General features: G+C 35.8%; 12 protein-coding genes. 3 read left to right on the forward strand and 9 right to left on the reverse strand.

Annotated features, from left to right (window positions below; translation table 11 throughout):
• Window positions 1-74: 74 nt before the first annotated feature.
• The 3 genes from KBJ98_RS02385 to KBJ98_RS02395 all read right to left on the reverse strand — a co-directional run bounded on the left by KBJ98_RS02385 (window position 75) and on the right by KBJ98_RS02395 (window position 3,825).
• Complete coding sequence (locus KBJ98_RS02385) at window positions 75-551, reverse strand: hypothetical protein (protein WP_210788086.1); 477 nt, start codon at window positions 549-551, stop codon at window positions 75-77.
• A 4-nt stretch (window positions 552-555) separates the two neighbouring features.
• A complete protein-coding gene (locus tag KBJ98_RS02390) occupies window positions 556-699 on the reverse strand; it encodes a hypothetical protein (protein WP_210788087.1) in 144 nt (47 codons plus the stop codon).
• 288 nt (window positions 700-987) lie between these two features.
• Complete coding sequence (locus KBJ98_RS02395) at window positions 988-3,825, reverse strand: WD40/YVTN/BNR-like repeat-containing protein (protein ID WP_210788088.1); 2,838 nt, start codon at window positions 3,823-3,825, stop codon at window positions 988-990.
• A gap of 204 nt (window positions 3,826-4,029) precedes the next feature.
• On the opposite strand from KBJ98_RS02395, the gene KBJ98_RS02400 reads away from it, so the two are divergent.
• Both KBJ98_RS02400 and KBJ98_RS02405 read left to right on the forward strand, forming a co-directional pair.
• Window positions 4,030-5,322 carry an aminopeptidase P family protein gene (locus tag KBJ98_RS02400; RefSeq protein ID WP_210788089.1) on the forward strand — a complete coding sequence of 431 codons (1,293 nt, stop codon included), beginning with the start codon at window positions 4,030-4,032 and terminating at the stop codon, window positions 5,320-5,322.
• A gap of 319 nt (window positions 5,323-5,641) precedes the next feature.
• Window positions 5,642-6,442, forward strand: coding sequence for a TIGR00266 family protein (locus tag KBJ98_RS02405; protein ID WP_166132825.1), 801 nt, complete (start codon window positions 5,642-5,644; stop codon window positions 6,440-6,442).
• A gap of 32 nt (window positions 6,443-6,474) precedes the next feature.
• Here KBJ98_RS02405 and KBJ98_RS02410 read toward each other — a convergent pair whose 3' ends face one another.
• A complete protein-coding gene (locus KBJ98_RS02410; protein ID WP_210788090.1) occupies window positions 6,475-7,704 on the reverse strand; it encodes an AbiH family protein in 1,230 nt (409 codons plus the stop codon).
• Window positions 7,705-7,922: 218 nt separating this feature from the next.
• Here KBJ98_RS02410 and KBJ98_RS02415 point away from each other — a divergent pair, with 218 nt between their 5' ends.
• Window positions 7,923-8,705 carry an alpha/beta fold hydrolase gene (locus KBJ98_RS02415; protein ID WP_210788091.1) on the forward strand — a complete coding sequence of 261 codons (783 nt, stop codon included), beginning with the start codon at window positions 7,923-7,925 and terminating at the stop codon, window positions 8,703-8,705.
• Here KBJ98_RS02415 and KBJ98_RS02420 read toward each other — a convergent pair.
• The 5 genes from KBJ98_RS02420 to KBJ98_RS02440 all read right to left on the reverse strand — a co-directional run bounded on the left by KBJ98_RS02420 (window position 8,702) and on the right by KBJ98_RS02440 (window position 18,486).
• Window positions 8,702-9,373 (reverse strand): ATP-binding cassette domain-containing protein, encoded by a 672-nt coding sequence (locus KBJ98_RS02420; protein ID WP_210788092.1) that lies wholly within the window; start codon window positions 9,371-9,373, stop codon window positions 8,702-8,704. The two genes, KBJ98_RS02415 and KBJ98_RS02420, sit on opposite strands and share 4 nt — an antisense overlap.
• A gap of 300 nt (window positions 9,374-9,673) precedes the next feature.
• Entirely contained in the window at window positions 9,674-12,451 is a 2,778-nt protein-coding gene (locus KBJ98_RS02425) for a PD-(D/E)XK nuclease family protein (protein WP_210788093.1), read from the reverse strand.
• A 64-nt stretch (window positions 12,452-12,515) separates the two neighbouring features.
• Window positions 12,516-13,964, reverse strand: coding sequence for an OmpA family protein (locus KBJ98_RS02430; RefSeq protein WP_210788094.1), 1,449 nt, complete (start codon window positions 13,962-13,964; stop codon window positions 12,516-12,518).
• A 112-nt stretch (window positions 13,965-14,076) separates the two neighbouring features.
• A complete protein-coding gene (gene kbl / locus KBJ98_RS02435; protein WP_210788095.1) occupies window positions 14,077-15,270 on the reverse strand; it encodes a glycine C-acetyltransferase in 1,194 nt (397 codons plus the stop codon).
• A gap of 45 nt (window positions 15,271-15,315) precedes the next feature.
• Window positions 15,316-18,486, reverse strand: a complete 3,171-nt coding sequence (locus KBJ98_RS02440) for a UvrD-helicase domain-containing protein (RefSeq protein WP_210788096.1) — start codon at window positions 18,484-18,486, stop codon at window positions 15,316-15,318.
• Window positions 18,487-18,678: the final 192 nt, after the last annotated feature.

The raw sequence follows: 18,678 nt of genomic DNA on the forward strand, positions 1-18,678 counted from the left end.
TAAAGCAACTTATTCTTTTCTTAAATTAAAACAACCCTTTCAGAATTAATTACTCTGAAAGGGTTTGAGTATTATTAATTACAATTCCCACCGCAATCTTGTGCATTTTGATAATCCTCAGGAGTTATGGTATACACTTCGGTTTCCTCGTCATTAAACTTTGAATTAAATGGATTTCGATTATTTTCTGCATATTTAATATTAATACCAATATTTGAAATAGACGGACAAGTTGTACATTGCTCAGAATAGATACTAAAAATATTGATTTTTGCACTATCGTACACGAAAGCTATATAATCAGATTTAAGTAGATTACCCATTGAATAACCCGCACCGCCAGGGGGAGTATATCTGTATTTTTTATTTATTTTAGCACCTTGATTAAGTGTAATAGCATTTTTCAAATCTTTCTCTCCATTTAAAAAAGGAATTAAAATTACTGTTTTTCCTGAATCATTTACAATCGTATAATCATAATCTATTACACTTCCTGGTTCGCAACTTGAAATAATTATAATTGCAAAAATTAACATGAGTAGTTTTTTCATAATCTTAGTCTTGCCAGTTGTTAAATAATTCATCTAAGTAAATTTCAGTTGGGTTATCATATCTGTTCTTGATATTGTCAGAACAACTAACGATAAAAAAGGAACTAAGTACTAGCGCAATAAAATTGAACTGAATTGTTTTATTCATTTAGTTTTGGTTTACAAGGTTAATTCTTACGAAGATATACAAATTAATGTTCAGAATTACCTTTCGAAATAAATTAACAATAAAATAATAATAGAGCAAGAAAAAGGTGAACTACAGTTCATCATGCTTTTCAAAACGACGGCTTCAGTGTTTACTTTTCGTGACTTTGAATAAAAGAAAAGTTGACAAAATTCAAGTTAAATTAAAACTGAAATCCTTAAAAATAACAAGCAAAAAAAAGCACGATTTCTAATAGAATCGTGCTTTTTGTATTAGTGCTAAAGTGATTTATTTGGACTCATAAACCTCAAGATTTACAACTTCTTTGTCTTTTCCTTTTTGGATGCTCACTTTATTAACTGAAGGTTGTAAATAGTATTTTCCTGTTTTGGCAGGTTCCCATTTTAGTTTTTTGTCTTTAGCCAACGCTTTTTCGGCAATTGCTTTGGGTACTGCTAAGTCATAAATGTACTTATTCAAACCTTTTTTGGCAGCAACTTTTTGCGAAAGCAACACTTCCTTGTTTGGGTTTTCTATTTGTACTACAACCTCTGAATCAGAGTTGGAGTAGAACCAAATTTCGGCTTTCGGATCAGTAGGTTTTGACCATACGCTCCAGCTATTGCCCCATTCTCTTGATTTTCTGATCTTTTTTGGCTCCAAAACATGGATGTTTTTTGCTAATACTTCATCAGTTAGTTGACCAACTGCATCTACATTTACTTTGTAAATAGAACGACCGTGTGTACCAACAACCAAATCTTTTACTTTCTTTTGAATAACTAAATCATGTACCGCCACAGCTGGCATTCCGTTTGAAAAATCATCCCAATTTTTGCCACGATTTAAAGATACATACAATCCATTGTCAGTTCCTAGATACAGTACATTTTCATTCGTAGGGTCTTCTGCAATTGCATTTACGGGACTCGTAGGAATGTTACTGGCAATACTAGTCCAATTTTGACCATAATCATCAGATACATAAATATAAGTAGTGAAATCATCATTACGATAGCCGTTTAAGGTAGCATAAACACGTTCTTTTTTATGAGTTGAAGCTACAACGCGAGTTACCCATAAATTTTGAGGTAAGTTGGTTGAAATTTTTGTCCAATTCACACCGCCATCTTTCGAAACATGAATCAAGCCATCATCACTACCAGTGTACAACAACCCAAACTGCAGAGAACTCTCGCTAATGCTAGCCAGCGTTCCGTAAGCTACATTTCCTTCTTTAAAACCTTGCGTCAAGTCAGGTGAAATCGCAGTCCAAGTTTGTCCTTGGTTCATAGAACGGTGCAAAAAGTTCGACCCCATGTACAAGATATCTTGGTTGTGAGACGAAAGCAAAATCGGTGTTTGCCAGTTGAAACGGAATGGCTTCTCGTCCTTTTTTGGCTTAGGCGAAACATATTCTCTTTTGCCAGTAGCGCGATCGATACGGTAGTAATTTCCAAATTGGAAACCTGTAAAAACGATATTCGGATTGCGTTTGTCTATTTGAACTTGCATTCCATCGCCACCCATTAAACTTTCATAAGGATACTTCCCGGTTTGTAACCACTCCGAAGAAAAAGTATAGTTGCTTGGACCTACCCAAACCCCATTGTCTTGCATACCGCCATAAATGTTGTAAGGCTCTTGCTCATCAACATTTACCGCATAAAACTGACTCACGCCATGCGAATTTCCCTTAAACCAATGTGCACCATCGTCATAAGAAATATTCAATCCACCATCATTTCCGTTGATTAAATGGCCCGGTTTAGCAGGATTCACCCAAACCACGTGATGATCAGAGTGTACATTTTCTTCGCTAATACTCGTAAAGGTTTTACCGCCATCATCTGATTTGATTACGGGAACACCAGATAAGTAAATTTTATTTGAATTAGAAGGATCTACCGATATTGCGGCAAAATAATAACCGTAAGAAGCAAATAAATCATCAATAAAGTTTTGATTTGTTTTTGTCCAATTTGTTCCTCCGTTAGTTGATTTATAAACTTCGGCACCAATTACCTCGGCATCAGCTAAACTATTGATAGATGCTAGAACTACTTTTCCAGCTTCACTAGGCTGCACGTATCCATTTTCAACCCAATGTTTGATGTTTTCAGCTCTATATTTTTCAGTTAATCCGTAATTTTTTAAAATCGAATTCAAACTTTTGTTGGGTAATTTCAAAAATTCATCCCCAGGAAGTGAAAATGCTGCTGGCAAAGCCGTGCTTTTTTTACTATCCAAAGGTCGTTTGTACTGATTGTCAAGAACAGCATACACAGTAGCATCATCATATACTGCGAGACCGATTCTACCCACACCTTCGCCGGTAGGGAAACCGCTGTTTGCTGCAGAATATAATTTCCAAGTCGCTCCAGCATCTTCACTTTTATAAATTCCTGATGCTGCACCGCTTCCAACAAAATCCCATGCTTTTCTGTCTTTAGTCCAAGCAGCTGCGTATTGTATTTTAAAGTTCTTTGGCGAAACAGCCACATCAATAATTCCCGTCTGATCGTTCACAAAAAGGGTTTTACTCCAAGTTTTACCACCATCAGTAGTTTTATAAATACCGCGTTCTTCATTTTTTGTGTACAAATGACCTACGACACCAACCACTACTTCGTTCGGATTCGCTGGGTTGATAACGATACGGCTAATGTGGTGACTGTCGGTTAAACCCAGGTTCTTCCATGTTTTTCCTTTATCATCAGAACGTAAAATTCCGATTCCCGCATACGAGGAACGCGACGAATTCACCTCTCCAGTTCCTACCCAAATCGTTCCGTTTTTCCAGTCAATAGCAATATCACCTACATTTTGCGTAGGCGCACTATCCATAACCGGCACAAAACTCATCCCGTTATTATTGCTATACCACAAACCGCCTGATGCGTAACCTACATAAAATTCGGTAGGATTTTCAGGATTTACATCTACGTCAACTACACGCCCGCTCATAACGGTTGGACCTACATTTTGTAAATTTAGACTCTGAAAAAGGGATTGTTCTTGCAGTTGTTTCTTAGCCACTAAACTGTTTTGAACCGCCTCAGCAGAGACCTGTGCAGATGCGACAGTTTGTACAATAAAAGCGGTTAGGAGTATTCTTTTTTTCATAGGATTGATTTTTGATGCCGAAATTTAAGGATAAATACACGTACCAAAAAATTTTATACTCTAATTAACACCCGTTTCTATCAAAGTTAGTATTTTTGAATAATCAATAAAAAATCCAGAATAGCACTCAATTGTTTAAAATTAATGAGACAGATAAGTCGTTCTGATTACATTTTACACCAATAAAAAAACAAAACCCAACACATGAAATACCATCAAATTGACCGCAATTTATTTATAAAAAACAGAGCGAAATTCATGGCTCAAATGAAGCCAAAAAGTGTAGCTGTTTTTAATTCGAATGATATATATCCTGTTTCGGCTGATAGTACCTTGCCTTTTGCACAACACCGTGACATCTTTTATTTGAGTGGCGTTGACCAAGAAGAAAGTATTTTACTGTTGTTCCCTGACGCGCCTTATGAGCACCAACGTGAGATGGTTTTCTTGAAAGAAACTAGCGAGCACATTGCCATTTGGGAAGGTGAAAAATTAACCAAAGAACGTGCTTACGAAGTAACCGGAATCAAAACCGTGTATTGGTTGCAGGATTTTGAAAAAGTGTTGTTCGAAATGATGACGCACGCCGAAACCATTTACATCAACACCAACGAGCATTACCGCGCCACCGTAGAAACCGAAACGCGTGAAGCCCGCTTTGTAAAATGGTGGAAAGAAAAATATCCTGCACACGCCGTTGCCAAAAGTAACCCAATCCTGCAACGCCTTCGTTCTGTAAAAGAAAGTGAAGAATTGGACTTAATCCAAAAAGCCTGCAACATCACCGAACTTGGATTCAGAAGATTGTTGCCTTTTGTGAAACCAAACGTTACTGAATACGAAATCGAAGCCGAATTAATTCACGAATTCATCCGCAACCGCTCTCGTGGTTTTGCGTACACGCCTATCATCGCATCGGGTAACAATGCCAATGTTTTGCACTATATTGAAAACAACCAACAATGCAAAGCAGGCGATTTGATTTTGCTTGATGTAGCTGCTGAATATGCTAATTATTCTAGTGACATGACGCGTACCATTCCCGTTTCTGGTCGCTATTCTACTCGACAAAAAGAGGTTTACAACGCCGTACTTCGTGTAAAAAACGAAGCTACCAAAATGTTAACCACTGGCACACTTTGGAAACAATACCACATCGAAGTGGGGAAAATAATGACTTCAGAATTACTAGGTTTAGGACTTATTGACAAAGCCGATGTGCAAAACGAAAACCCTGATTGGCCTGCTTACAAAAAATATTTCATGCACGGAACCTCACACCACATGGGGCTAGACACGCATGATTATGGTATTTTGACCGAGCCTATGCAAGCCAACATGGTATTTACCGTAGAGCCTGGAATTTACATTCCTGCCGAAGGTTTCGGAATTCGTCTGGAGGACAACATTATCGTTCAAGAAAGCGGCGAACCTTTCAACATGATGCGCAACATTCCAATCGAAGTCGAGGAAATTGAAGACCTCATGAACGCTTAAAATAGCAAAAAATCAAACCAAAAGCAGTCTAGTTTTCTAGGCTGCTTTTTTTTTTAGGAGCACCACATCCTGCAACTTAAGTCGTACAGTCCTGCTGTTCGTTTTATTCCCGCTCAAAAAACTGCGGCCCAAAAGCCTTGTTTTTCGATCGGGAGATGCCACTGCCATCAGGGCTATCATTCACAAATCATTTTCAGTAGTCAAAATGTTAAAACAATTTTAAAATTGTAACGTTACAAATCAGTCAAAGACTTACTTTAAAACTATTAGGAATAACAGTCTATAAAACGAACCAATAAAAACTAAAAAACATAAAATCATGCAAGCACACGAAATCGATTACCACATTTACGGCGAAGAAATGCAGTATGTAGAAATAGAATTAGATCCTCAAGAAATTGTAGTTGCCGAAGCAGGCAGCTTCATGATGATGGACAACAATATTCAAATGCAAACTATTTTCGGAGACGGATCAGGTCAAGAAACGGGATTGTTTGGCAAACTACTCAGTGCAGGAAAACGAGTACTAACTGGCGAAAGTCTTTTTATGACCGCTTTCATCAATCAAAACAATACCAAAAGCAAAGTTTCATTTGCATCGCCATATCCAGGAAAAATTATCCCAATCGATTTAATGCAATATGGCGGTAAGTTCATTTGCCAAAAAGATTCTTTCCTATGTGCAGCCAAAGGCGTATCAGTAGGAATCGAATTCTCTAAAAAATTAGGAACTGGTTTATTTGGTGGCGAAGGTTTCATCATGCAAAAAATTGAAGGCGACGGAATGGCCTTTGTGCACACAGGAGGAACGCTCGCTCAAAAAGAATTAGCGGCAGGCGAAGTCCTAAAAGTAGATACCGGTTGTATAGTAGGATTCACAAAAGATGTAGATTACGACATCGAGTTTGTGGGCGGAATCAAAAATTCTCTTTTTGGTGGCGAAGGTTTATTTTACGCTACACTACGCGGACCAGGAACCGTATTTATTCAATCTTTACCTTTCAGTCGCCTTGCCGACAGAATCATTGCATCGGCACCACGAGCAGGCGGAAGCGGCCGTGACGAAGGCAGTTTATTAGGCGGTTTAGGCCGATTAATAGACGGTGATAATAGATTTTAAAACTCAAAGGCTCTCAGAAATGGGAGCTTTTTTTATTTTAATGGTAGTTTAACTTGAGGTAATGGTTGACAAAGTGTCTTATTGACTATTTTCTCTCGCATTAATTTTTTCTTATTAAAGTGTCTAGATATATTTTGAATAATTTCAGTGTAATTATCTTTGATAACTTTCCCATTCTCATCTTTAATTTCATGATAAAACACTTTTATTGATCTACAATTAGAATGCTCAAAAATGGTATTTAAAAGAGTTCTATCTGATAATCCGCAAGAATGCCCCATAATTATAACTTGAAACTTATTGACATTAATAAAATCAAGTAGATTTTTATAATTAGAGTTCTGTGAGTAGAGAAATGATTTAAAATTTTTTAAATATTCATTATCATCTAAATTTTCGATTATTTTATAATCTTCATCCATTTCATCTCCGAAACCAAAATTAATCTGATTACTAAAATCATTTAATCTTCCGTGAATTTGCAAATTATAAACTTGTCCAAAACTCCTATCTTTTCCAGATTCTTTTGTGTAATTAATATATTTATCAAGTGTTTTTGTATAATTAAAATTCAGACAACAGGTGATTACTTCTTTTCTCTTGTCTGGACTATCTTCTTTATAAAAATCCTTTATCAACTTATAATCTTGATTTGAAAACTCAGCAAAATATTCATCTGTTCCTCTATTAATTTTTAACAACTCAATAAATGATGTTAAAATTTCTTCATTAATAAAGACTCTACTTTCGAGATAAGATACTAATCCATTTTTTACTTGATCAAACTCCTTATTTAATCTCAATATTTTGTTTTTACGTAATAATTCAAATTCAACTTTATCTTGTGAAATACCGACCTGCTTAAAATCAACTATGCTTTTCAGTTGTTTATAATATTCATTTTCAATATCAACCCAATTTTGCACTGATTTTTGATTGATCAACTTAAAAAAATGATTCTTATAGTTGAGTATCTGTAATCTTGGATATTTACCACTGTGATTATTACCATGCTCTTTGTATATTTCACCATCCAAAAATTTAATCTTTTGATCTAATTGTGAAATACAATTTGCCATTCCTTTTAAATTCTCAACTTTTTCAAATTTGAAATGTTGTTCTAAATTTTGAAAGGAAATAAAGTCATCATCGTGATTAGTACAGGCCACTTTCTTCCAATAATCATCTATAAAATCTTTATAAGAAGTCGGTAAACCATGAGCTAAATCAAATCCGTTACCAATTATAACAAGTCTATTCATTTTCTAGGTTGCTTTTCTCAAATATACTATTTTTAATACAAGTGAATATATAAAATACTTACATGACCTTATATTTCTTATATGTTTAAAACCCTAAGTAGCTACACTGTTTTTTTTATGCCAACTACCATCATTATTCAGCCAAAAAAAACTAAAACTTAAATGGCTTATATGTTTTGAAAAAATTAAAGCTTTAGCTTTGCACAAACATTACAAAATTGAAACAAATCCTCTTTAAAAACACCACCATTTCCTATACCGATACTGGAAAAGGAACCGCTATAGTTTTACTCCACGGCTTTCTGGAAAACAAAAAAATGTGGAATCATTTTATTCCTGAGTTAACACAAAGAAATCGTGTCATTACTATAGATTTGTTAGGTCATGGCGCGACAGAATGCTTGGGATATGTGCACACCATGGAGGACAATGCCGATGTGGTTCATGCCGTTTTATCAGAATTGCGCATTCGCAAAGCTATTTTTGTAGGGCATTCAATGGGAGGTTACGTTGCTTTGGCTTTCGCCGAATTGTATTCAGATACTGTAAAAGGATTGGTTTTACTCAACTCAACCGCAAGAGCCGACAGTGAAGAGCGCAAAAAAAATCGGGATCGTGCTATTAAAGCCGTGAAACAATCTTTTGTAAATTTCATTTCGCTTTCGATTGCTAATTTATTTAGTGAAAACAATAGAGAGCGACTAGCTGCAACGATTGAAAATGTCAAAAAAGAGGCACTACAAACACCCTTGCAAGGAATTGTTGCCTCACTAGAAGGCATGAAAATCAGGCAAGATCGGGAAGTATTGCTGCACCTTACTCCGTTTCCTAAACTTTTAATTTTAGGAGAAAAAGATCCTGTTTTGAATTATGACGAAACCAAGGAACAAATAGAAAACACGGCAGTACAACTTATCACTTTTCCTGATGGACACATGAGTCATCTAGAAAATCAAGACGAATTATTAGCTATTCTATTGTCTTTCTTTAAAGGTATTTAGAGCATACCAAATTTTAAATATCCTTTTTCTACCAGTTCGTTTTTATCTTTTAAATGGTGCATTTTCCCATCTTTCATTAATGCCAGTTTGGTCGATATTTGAATCACATTTTCATAATTATGATCGGTGATCAAAATGCCTTTTACAGAAGACATTGTTGTGATTAACGCATTTATGTTTTCAATCATGATGGGTGACAAACCGTTGTAAGGCTCATCAAGCAGTACAAATTTTGAATCATTGTTCAGGATTAATTTAATTTCTAGATACCGCAATTCTCCACCAGATAAATGTTTGATTTTTTTACCCAACATAGACTGTATCATGCCATCTGCATAAAAATCTTGTACTTTGGCTTTGGCAATGCACAATTGAATAGTTTTTTGAACCGAAAAAGAATTTGGAATAAACGAATCCTGTGGTAAATAGCTGATTTCTTTTAACAGCTCACTTGTTTTTGACAGTACTTTTCCACCAACCCGAACAAATTTAAAATCAGCTGATTCAATTCCGAAAATAATCTTCAATAATGTAGATTTACCAGAACCGTTTCGACCCAAAAGCCCGAGAACAGTTCCCGTTTCACATTTCAAATACACATCCGAAAGAATAATTTTTCCGTTGTATTGTTTTTGTACGCTATCTACTTCTAAAATACTTGTTGTCATAGCAACTTCAATAAAAGGTTCACAACAAGAATAAAGAGCATCGAGACGAAAAAATTAATGAAGAATCCATAAACAATCAACTGAATTTTTGAAAGTCCGTTGTTGTAATAAAACAAGTATTCGTTTTTAGCATTCACCTCTTTAATCAAAAGACTGATGAAAAATCCAAAAAACAAGAGCGCATATTTAAAGGTTTCAAAGCCTCCAAACACAGCCGCGACAGCACTTACAGCAATATTTATAGCTAAAGTACTTTTGTAAAACTCGTAACTGTTATTTAATTTTCTGATAGTATATGAATTAAATTATTTTTTCTTTGAAAGGTATTTTCTCGTCCAAAATTTCACTTAATAGTATAACCAATTGCTCGAGATAATTATTGAGCATTTCAGTCGAAATAGTAGTTTGTACCTCTTTATCTATTTTAAAATTAAAAGGTAAAAAACCTGCTTTTAAATTTTTGAAAGAGATAATTCCAGCTTCAATCGGTTTTCCTTTTGCTTCTGTTTCATACATAAAAGCGTAGGCAAGCACTTGAATTATCTTATCACTTTTTATATCTTCAATAAGTCCGTTCCAAGATTTCAAAGTCACATTCGCTTTATCCACTTTTCCTGTTTTGTAATCGATAATTCGGATCTTTCCATCGCGCTCTTCAATTCGGTCCACATTTCCTCTAATTAAAACTGGAAAAGGCAAATTCGGATGATGTAAAATGCGCTCAAAAGTTTGTTCCAAAGCAATAATTTTGATCGCATCTCCCTTTTTGATACTTTCTAATTCTACTTTCAAGAAGTTTGAAACATTCCGTTTGGCTACTTCAAAAGCTAATAAATTTCGTCCTTTTTTTATTTCGCCTTCTTTGTAAACAAGTTTAAATTGCTTGAGCACCTCATCGTCTATTTGTTTGAAACAATTTATAATATCATTTTCAGAAATTAACTTATCAATAAATGGCTCGTATAAAACACGCAAAGTTTCGTGAATAATGGTACCCAGCGTATTCAAGGCAATATTTTCTTCCACCTCTTCTACTTCGCTAATGCGTAAAATCTTTTGGAAATAAAACTGAATCGGATTCCGAATATAACTGGTCAAAGCAGAAGGTGAAAATCCTTTTTCAGCAATTTCTTTAAGGCGAAGCATTACGCTATCCGACTTAGGAATTTCCATTGGTTCATAAGCTATTTCAGGTAAAGTAGCATTATAAATCTCGTGTGTAAGCGTGTGATTGTTTTGTTTTTCTACTTCTAATTGGGTAATAAATCGACTTTTTTCACCAGCATCCAAACCTTCACTTTCCGTATTGTAAAGCAAGTAAATGTTTGAAGCGCGCTGCAACAAATGATAAAAATGATACGTATAGATGGCGTCTTTCTCCTTAAAAGTTGGCAATCCTAACTCTCTTTTCACATCATAAGGAATAAAAGAATTTTGAGACTTTCCGGCTGGAAATTTGCCCTCATTCATAGAAGTAACAATGACCGTATCAAAATCTAAAACCCTACTTTCAAGAACTCCCATTATTTGCAATCCATTTAGCGGCTCACCTTCAAACGAAACCTCGGCGAGATCAATAACCTGTTTGTAAATGGCATATAATGTTTCAATTTTATCAATATGTGCAGATTTTGAATAATAATTAATCAGTTTATTAATCACCTTAAAAATGGCATACACAAAAGCTTTTGTTATTTTCTCTTCTTCGTTATCGTTGTTTAGATTCTCTTTTAAAATCAACAATAATCGAGAAATGGTTTCTAAAACGGGAATGGCTCCACGCTCCCATTTTTGAAAGAGCAATACAAACAAATCTGTTGGCATCACATTCAACTCCACCAATTTTTGATGGGGTATAAAAGTGTAATTATTTTGATTTATTAATTGCACCAAAGCCTTAGTTTCAGCATACGGCTCCACCAAAGGATGCGTCAATATATCAAGAACATCTTTATAATAGAACACATAACTTTTCGCATTCCTAGCCAATGCGTTGGTATGCATTTTGAATAATTTGGCAATTAAAATTTGCGCCGGATTATTTTTACTAGAATAACCCATTGTGATATTCAAAGCGCCCACGGTAGCAGGCAAAGAATACAACAAGGGCACCAAAAGACTCTCTTCGCCCAAGACTACCGCTACTTTATCGAGCGATTCTTTCTGGCCTAGCTGACTTGACATCTCAATAGTATTTTCAATTATACTTCCGGCAAGTTTAGCCTGACCCATTGTTTTGGGAGTACCAATAATTTGAATGTTTTTTGTTTGAGAAAATTCGTCAACAATCCACTCAAAAGGATTTGACTTATAATGTTTCCAACTTTCTTTAAATCTGCGCAAAAACAAACCCGCATCGTGATACGGATCGTTTAAAAAAGTTTGATCAGCGTCCCAATAAATTTCAGCACGATCGGCAGCTAATAGGTGTTGAATGATTTTTTCTTCGGCAGCATTTAAGGCATTGAAACCAGCAAATAAAAACCGACTATCTTGAAGATTTTGGCAAAATGAATTCAGGTTGTTCACTGCTTCTCTGTAAATCAAACCTTGATAGCCTACTCCAAGTTCAAGCAAATGCTTGTAAAGGGTTTGATAATACTGTGGAAGCAACTTCCAAAAATCAATATATTTTTCAAGTAAAGGAGTTTTGTTTTCTACTTCAATACCCCATTTTTTTATGTCTTCAATATCCTTTAAGTACGATAAAACATAAGCAGGATCGAGTAAATAACGATCAATTTCGTTAAAGTCTTGTAATAAAGTTTTTGCCCAATTGGCAAACAATTCAAAGCTTTGTTGTTTAGATGCATCTGTTTGACTTAAATAAACCTCGTAAAATTCAAACAATAGCTCTATTGGATCGATAGTTCTGATTCCAGCTATGTCTTGTATAAAATCCTCGATACTTATAATTTGAGGAGCAAGAATGTTTGTACTAACTTGCTTTTTAAGCGCTTCAAGTAAAAAGATTTTAGCACGCTTATTGGGCAGCACAACAATTGTTTTGGGTAAAGTGGCTGCATGATTTTGCAATAAAACTGAAGCTATTTTATCTAGAAAAGAAATATTTGTCATTCTATAAAAATAAAAAAAACGCCCCGATAAATCGAGGCGTTTCTTATAAATATTTTAGAAGAAATTATTTTTGTAATAAAATCTCTGTTCTTCTGTTTTTAGCTTTACCAGCAGCAGTTTTGTTAGTTTCAACTGGAGCAGACTCACCAAAACCTACAGCTCTTAAATCTTCAGCTTTAATACCTCTTTCTAATAAAGCATCTCTAACTACGTTAGCTCTGTCTTCAGAAAGTTTTTGGTTAAATTCGTCAGATCCATCGCTATCTGTATGTCCTTCAACACTGAATTTAGCGTTTGGATAGTTTTTAAGAATTGCCGCCATTGCATCTAATCTAGCAGGTACATCACCAACTTTGAAAGTAGCTTTTCCTGAATTAAAGTAGATTGCTCTAGCTTGAATTTTTAAATTGTCTAAAGCTTCAGTTGTAACTTCAGGACATCCTTTGTTACTTGCAGGACCTGCTACAGATGGACAAGCGTCATCTTTGTCAAGTACTCCGTCTCCGTCAGTATCTGGCCAAGGGCAACCTGAATTTTCTTTAGGACCAGCAACAGTAGGACATTTGTCATCTTTGTCAGCGATTCCGTCTCCGTCAGCATCTGGACAACCTTTCAAAGAAGCTAAACCAGCAACTTCTGGACATGCATCATTTTTATCAGCAATTCCGTCTCCGTCAGTATCAGGACAACCATTTAATGCAGCTAAACCAAATTCTTCTGGACACTCATCTGCACTGTCTTGAATACCATCTTTGTCAGTATCAGGACAACCGTTGAATTCTTTCAAACCAGCAACTTCTGGACAAGCATCATCTTTATCGTAGATTCCGTCACCGTCAGTATCTTTACCTCCAAATTTGAAGATTAAACCTGCAGTGTGTTGAAATAATGATGGAGCATCTGGTGTAGCAAAATTAACATCTCCTTCTGTTCTATCTCCGAAAGCTTTTTTGTAACGTGTAGTTAACTCTAAACCTACATTATCAGTAAACCATAAAGTTAAACCTGCACCTGGATTAAGAGTTCCAAAACTACTATCACCAAAGAAAGTATATCCACCACCTACAGATAAAGATGGGTCGATAACTTTAGATTTGATCATATTCATGAAGCTATACTTAACAGTAGCATCAATTCCATAATACATCAAATCACCTGGATTAGTCACGATGTAACCACGGCTATCGTGCATAACTGAAGCTGGCTCTGGAGCAAAAGTAACGAATTTGCTAATTTTGTTTACAGATCCTGAAAGACCAAAAGAAAAATTATCACCGACATACTTCGATACACTAATGTACGATACAGATGGTAAAATGTTCCAATTATCTTTTACTGCGAAAGGTTGAGAAAAATGACGATCTAGCCAATTATGTCCACCCTCTGCGCCTGCTTTAGTGTCAACTGCGTTAACCCCAAAAGAGATAGCGTAAGGATTGTTCCTGTCTTGTGCTTGAGAGCTTAATCCCATCGCCATTATTGCAGCAACAAAAATTTTGTTAAGATGTTTCATACTTAAATTTTTTAATTACAATTTAGTTAATTATGGACAAAAGTAGTACGTAAATTTTAAACTACAAAGTTTAATGTTAAAAAAAACCTTCTTATCCTCTGCAATGTGGGAATTATATAATTTTTAACTCTTTTCCAACCTCTGTAAATGCACTAATTGCCTTATCTAGATGCTCTTGTGTATGAGCTGCAGAAAGCTGAACTCTAATTCTAGCCTTGTCTTTTGGAACTACTGGAAAAAAGAAACCAATAACATAAACTCCTTTTTTCAATAATTCATCAGCCATGATTTGAGAAAGTTTAGCATCGTACAACATAACAGGTACTATTGCCGAGTCTCCATCGATAATTTCAAAACCAGCCGCTTTCATACCTGCTTTGAAATAATTGGTATTCCACTCTAGTTGATCGCGTAAGGTGGTATCTTTTTCAAGTAATTCAAATACTTTTAATGATGCACCAACAATAGCTGGCGCTAGAGAGTTTGAAAACAAATATGGTCTTGAACGCTGACGCAAAATTTCAATAATTTCTTTTTTTGCAGTAGTGTAACCGCCCATCGCGCCTCCCAAAGCTTTACCAAGCGTACCTGTTATGATGTCTACACGACCCATAACCCCTTTTGCTTCAGGCGTACCTTTACCAGTTGCACCAATAAACCCAGCAGCGTGACATTCGTCTACCATTACTAAGGCATCATATTTATCAGCCAAATCACAAATTTTATCCAAAGGCGCAACTAATCCGTCCATAGAGAACACACCATCAGTTACAATTAATTTAAAACGACAACCTGCTTCTGTGGCCTTTATTAATTGTTGTTCCAAATCTTCCATGTTGGAATTTTCATAACGGTAGCGTGCCGCCTTACACAAACGCACTCCGTCAATAATAGAAGCATGGTTCAAACTATCTGAAATAATACAATCTTGCTCTCCTAATAATGGTTCAAAAACACCACCATTTGCATCAAATGCTGCAGCGTATAATATGGTATCCTCTAAACCGTAAAAATCAGCAATCTTTTTTTCAAGTTCTTTATGAATATCTTGTGTTCCGCAAATAAAACGAACAGACGACATTCCGAAACCATGAGAATCCAAAGCATCTTTCGCTGCTTGCACTACTTCGGGATGAGATGAAAGTCCAAGATAGTTATTGGCACAAAAATTCAAAACAGTTTCTCCAGTTGAAATGGTTATTTCAGCCGCTTGTGGCGATGTAATAATTCTTTCTCTTTTAAAAATCCCATTCTCTTCTATTGTTTGCAATTCTGCTTGCAAATGTTCCTTTATTTTTCCGTACATAATTTATAGTTTACAATTCTATTTTGCGAATTATTCATTTTTGAGTTACAAATTTACTACTTCAATTCCTTTTCCGATATAAATTAGCGCTTTTTTTGTCACTTTATAACCCATAGCCTCAATAGCTTGTTGGTAATCATTTAACTGTTGTTCGTATTTTTTTTGATGCATGCCCGTTTTATAATCCAACAAGTGCACTTCGTTATTTGAGTTTACTACCATTCTGTCAGGCTTTATCGTGCCACCTTCTTTTTGAATGATGGTTTGCTCATTGAGCACGGTATTGCCTTTAGCAAAACAAGCGGCTAGTTCCTGATGGCTCACAATTTCCTGCAAACTTGTACGAACGGTTTCTTGTTGAGTTATGGCTATCATTCCGCTTTCGATTGCTTTGGTGATCGCTACGTCAACCTCATCGTGGGTTTTCACAAAGGAAAGCACCTCATGAATTAAGTTCCCGTACTCAATAGCTTCTTGTTGCTGCGTACCCCACATCAGGGCTTCGCGTTGGGCAATTTTTATATTTTTAGGATTTAAAACTTCCTGCACAAATGGAATCACGCGCGAGCTATCCACATGTGGCTTGGCCTTTGATAGCCGTTTTGAATTTCCAGATTCGTAAAGAAATTGATTTTCATCAAACCCGTCATTTGCTTGTAGGTACTCTATAAAAAAGGTACACATATTATTTTTTGGCAACTCGCCTTTCGAACTTAAATTCATATTCGAAATCACATACAACTGCTCCTCAGCCCTAGTTAACGCCACATAAAGCACGTTAACATTGTCCAGTAGTTCTTCTTGTTTCTTTTGCTGATAAACTTCAGCGGCTTCGTCTCCAAAACCTTCTACACTACTACTATTATCAATCAGCACTTTTGGAATTCCAAAATCTTCTTCAGCGGCATTTAGCCATAATTTATCTTTGGGTTTTCGACTGTAATCTTCTTCTGCGAAAGGAAAAATTACCACCGGAAACTCTAATCCTTTTGATTTGTGAATCGTCATGATACGGACCGCATTCGTACCTTCGGGCGACGGAATGCTAAACTTGTGACCGCTCTTTTCCCAAAAACTCACAAAATCAGCAATGCCGGCTTGATTGCGCACGTCGCGTTCAAGAACAATATCCAAAAAGTATTGTACGTAAGCATTGCTTTTTTGCGACTGTAAAAACTTTGCAATAATTACCTCTACGGCTTCGTACAGCGATTTTTTACGAATATTTTGAAACGATAACGCGACATTGCACTGCAACAACCATTTTTCAAAATCAGCTTCTTGCTTGAGCGCCATTCCTTGCGCGATGAAATCATGAACTGGTAATTCCGTTTGACTATTTAATCCTATGTGATATAAAAAATGAGCTTTCGCCTCCAAGTCAGCACTATTCTTAAGGTATTTCAACAAGTGAATAATGAGTTGCACCTCGGTTGCATTTTGAATCATCAAGGTTTCTGATGATAATAACGGTATTTTTTTCTCTGTTAAATAATTAGCAATTGCAATACCTTGGTCACGTTTGCGGGTAAGCAGCACGATGTCTTTGTACTCAAATCCTTCTTGCAACACTTTTTGAATAGTTGTTAAAGTAGCTTCGAGATACAAATCGGCTTTGTCGAGAACTTCTTCATCGCTACTAACCTCAGCGTCTGCTGATTTTTTATCAACATTGGGTATAAAAGCGATGCTTACAAAACCTCCTTTTTTATCATTTGTTTTTTGACTGCTATGATTTTCGTATAAGTCGCGGTAATCGGGTTGATCAAAATGGTTTGCAATTAACTTGAAGAAGGCATTGTTGAACTCGATAATTTTCGAATAAGAACGGTAGTTTTTATCTAAATGTTCTAAAACTTTGTCCGGATTGCTAAACGGATTATTGTCCTTACTCAGTTCGATAAACTGCTCTGCTTTTCCTCCGCGCCAGCGGTAAATAGATTGCTTAGGATCACCCACAATCATTAATGTTCCTTTTACACCATAATCATCTTGACCCGCAAGTGCATTGTCAATTAACGGAATTAAATTTTGCCATTGCATTTCGGAAGTATCCTGAAACTCATCGATAAAAAAGTGACGATAGCGCTCACCCAATCGCTCATATATAAAAGGAGCAGGTTGATTTTGAATTTCACGGTGAATGATGGCATTGAACTCAGAAATAGACAACACATTTTGCTCTTCTTGGATTTTGGCCAATTCGTTACTGACGGTATTCAGCAAGGAAAGTGGTGTAATATTTTTGAGAAAGGCTTTGTAAAAATTTATTTTCTCGAAAGTTCCATAAATCGTTTTTAATTGAGCCAGCATTTGCGGAAGCAAACTTTCAATTAGATCACGATCTTTGGCTGTTTTATTGATGGCAATATCATCAAACTCACGAAACATTTTATTTTTAGGATTGAATTTTCCTTGCTGAATACTTGCAATATGATTGGGGAAAGTGAGTCTGGAAAAGGACTTCACATCAATACCATTTTTATCAATTAAGCTTACTATTTCTTCTGCAAAAACAACCGTTTCCTTTTCAAGCACCTTGCAGGTTGTATCTAATTTGTTTTTTATAGCTACAAACTCAGCAATCGATTTGTCTTGAAAATGTGTAATTTCATTTCGGTTGTTTTCATTCAGCACTAATTTACCTGTATCGAGAATTTCTCGTGAAATGTCCCAAGATTTATCATCATCGGTTTTTTCCATGGTGAAATCGATGAGCAATTTGGTCAAAGTCTCATCTTCACCGGCTTGTGCAATAATAGCATCAACCGCTTCAATCAAGAGGTTTTCGGTATCCAAAGTAACTTCAAAAGTCATGGGCAAATTCAAATCGTGCGCAAAAGCTCGAATTACTTTATGAGTGAATTTGTCAATGGTAGAAATATCAAAAGCTGCATAATTATGAATAATGTGCTTAATGATTTGTTGCGATTTTACTTTTATTTGAATGACTGATAATTGGGTTGCTGCCGCTAAATCAAGCATTAAATCATATGCTTTGTCGCTTGGTTCGTCTTTGGCAAATTCAGACAAGCTACCCACAATACGCGACTTCATTTCGTGTACGGCTTTATTGGTAAAAGTGATGGCTAAAATATGGCGGTATGCATCGTTTTTGTGTGCTGTAAGAATGATTTTCAGGTATTCTTTGACAAGTGCATAGGTTTTTCCGGAACCTGCTGAGGCGTCGTATATAGAAAAGGATGGTCTTTGCATCTTGAATTTTGCTGTTAGATTATATACTGTCTTTACCTGAAATTAACAATTTCATTTACGTACTCCCTAGCCCCGATTGCAATGAAAATCCTTTACTGCGGTGCGCTAGCAGAGCAGGAAAGATTGTAATGAAAAGCGGGAAACAGCTCCTAAAAATTGCGCTGTAAGAGGGTTACATTTTAATTTTGAGTT

This window comes from Flavobacterium erciyesense, from assembly GCF_018069925.1.
Lineage (GTDB): Bacteria > Bacteroidota > Bacteroidia > Flavobacteriales > Flavobacteriaceae > Flavobacterium > Flavobacterium erciyesense.

Excerpts from the sequence above, each read along its gene's own strand:
- KBJ98_RS02400 (WP_210788089.1), top strand. The coding sequence starts at position 4,030 with ATGAAATACCATCAAATTGACCGCAATTTATTTATAAAAAACAGAGCG.
- kbl (WP_210788095.1), bottom strand. The coding sequence starts at position 15,270 with ATGTACGGAAAAATAAAGGAACATTTGCAAGCAGAATTGCAAACAATA.
- KBJ98_RS02430 (WP_210788094.1), bottom strand. The coding sequence starts at position 13,964 with ATGAAACATCTTAACAAAATTTTTGTTGCTGCAATAATGGCGATGGGA.
- KBJ98_RS02385 (WP_210788086.1), bottom strand. The coding sequence starts at position 551 with ATGAAAAAACTACTCATGTTAATTTTTGCAATTATAATTATTTCAAGT.
- KBJ98_RS02410 (WP_210788090.1), bottom strand. The coding sequence starts at position 7,704 with ATGAATAGACTTGTTATAATTGGTAACGGATTTGATTTAGCTCATGGT.
- KBJ98_RS02390 (WP_210788087.1), bottom strand. The coding sequence starts at position 699 with ATGAATAAAACAATTCAGTTCAATTTTATTGCGCTAGTACTTAGTTCC.
- KBJ98_RS02425 (WP_210788093.1), bottom strand. The coding sequence starts at position 12,451 with ATGACAAATATTTCTTTTCTAGATAAAATAGCTTCAGTTTTATTGCAA.
- KBJ98_RS02405 (WP_166132825.1), top strand. The coding sequence starts at position 5,642 with ATGCAAGCACACGAAATCGATTACCACATTTACGGCGAAGAAATGCAG.
- KBJ98_RS02440 (WP_210788096.1), bottom strand. The coding sequence starts at position 18,486 with ATGCAAAGACCATCCTTTTCTATATACGACGCCTCAGCAGGTTCCGGA.
- KBJ98_RS02420 (WP_210788092.1), bottom strand. The coding sequence starts at position 9,373 with ATGACAACAAGTATTTTAGAAGTAGATAGCGTACAAAAACAATACAAC.
- KBJ98_RS02395 (WP_210788088.1), bottom strand. The coding sequence starts at position 3,825 with ATGAAAAAAAGAATACTCCTAACCGCTTTTATTGTACAAACTGTCGCA.